Raw genomic sequence first — 1,572 nt, 5'->3', positions numbered from 1 at the left:
ACTGGATGTCGCGCATCGCGTCGAGTTCGGCTGACTGGCCGGTCACGATCGAGCCGGCGACCTCTTTCACCCGGGGATCGTCGCCGAGTTCGATGACGGCCTGCGCCATGGGGATCGCGCCCTCGTGGTGGCGGATCATGAGGTCGAGGAACAGGCAGTCGGCCGGCTGGCCCTGCAGGGCGCGCAACTGGTCGAGCTGCGCGTCGGTCGCCATGCCCATCTGATCGAGCAGCTGCTGCTCGGTCTGCGACGAGGTGTCGCCGTGGCTGTGCGCGCCCGACTTCTCCATCCACGTCATCAGCGGCTGGCTCGACGCCTGGGGCAGGCCCCACTCGACCAGCCACCCGTACATCTCGCCGCGCTGGCCGGCCTGGGTCGTGGCGATGTCGTACGACAGGGTGCGCAGTTCGTCGTCGCCGGTCTTGCGGTAGATCTCCATCGCCATCAGCACGGCCTGCGTGTGGTGCACCTGCATGTCGCGGGCGAAGCCGGCGTCGGCGGAGGTATCGGCGGGGTGCGCCGGCGCGGCCGTCGCTCCGAACGCGGTGAAGCGTCCGATCGCGAAGGCGACGGCCACGACGGCGACGGTGACGAGCGCGACGACGGCCCAGCGGACCGCGGGACGCGCGACCGGGGTGTCGTCGCTCACGTCAGGCCTTGCCGGGGCCGTCGACGCCGCCCGAGCAGGGGGCGTTGGGCTCGGGGGCGTTCTGGCTGCGCCAGAACTCGGTGAAGAACTCGCCGATGCGGGCGTCGGTGGGGTCGTCCAGCTTGAGCTGGTGGTTCCAGGCGCTCACCGCGACGGGGGTGTCCATGCCGGGGTAGGGCGAGAGGACGGCGTAGCTCGAGGGCATGAAGGCCTTGAGCGCGTCGATGCCGGCCTGGTCGACCCGCTCGGGGTCGTAGGTGATCCAGATGGCCCCGTGCTCGAGGGAGTGCACGGCGTTCTCGTTCTGCTGCGGCTCGGTGTACACACCGCAGTTCAGCCAGACGGGGTTGTGCGGACCGCCCGCGGGGGGAGTCTGCTCGTACTCGACCGTGCCCTGCACGTGGTCCGAGCGGTTCGAGAAGGTCTGGACCTCGGTGATCTCGCGGCCTGTGCTGTTGCCCGCTTCGTAGCTGGTGGGAGGAGCGGGGGCGAAGACGAAGGATGCCACGACCAGGCCGACGACGGCGAGCGTCGCGACGGATCCGACGACCCACCAGACCGCCTTGCCGCGCTTTCGGCGGGCCATCTCTTTTTGGTACTGCGCCAGCTTCTCTTGACGCTTCTGCTCGCGCTGCTGCTTCTGGGTCAGCTCGATCTGGGCCTGCTTGGCGGGGTTGCCGCTCGCTCGCTTATCGGAGGGGGAGGTCATGCGCTGTGTTCAGTCTCTCTTCGGGGCGGGACACATCGGCATCCGCCGACGAGCCCAGCCTATGCGGGTGAATGAGCCGGTGGCCTGGGAGGAACCCGCGAGCGGGGATGGTGGCGCGCGGGGGTGTCACGGTAGTATGACGATGTCGAATCGATTCGAGGTTCGATGATCCCCCCCTTTTCTTCAGCCCGGCTCTGCCGGGCTGAAGAAAAGG

The 1,572-nt window shown here is 68.8% G+C and carries 2 protein-coding genes; both read right to left on the bottom strand.

The features are described 5' to 3' along the window. The coding region (locus DBR36_RS01435) for a DUF305 domain-containing protein (RefSeq protein WP_108317245.1) at positions 1 to 649 on the bottom strand (649 nt) is incomplete at its 3' end. Position 650: 1 nt separating this feature from the next. Further along, complete coding sequence (locus DBR36_RS01430) at positions 651 to 1,358, bottom strand: DUF3105 domain-containing protein (protein ID WP_108317244.1); 708 nt, start codon at positions 1,356 to 1,358, stop codon at positions 651 to 653. Positions 1,359 to 1,572: the final 214 nt, after the last annotated feature.

Source organism: Microbacterium sp. HMWF026, assembly GCF_003061325.1.
GTDB lineage: Bacteria > Actinomycetota > Actinomycetes > Actinomycetales > Microbacteriaceae > Microbacterium > Microbacterium testaceum_E.
This window is presented reverse-complemented; position numbering and strand designations above follow the sequence as displayed.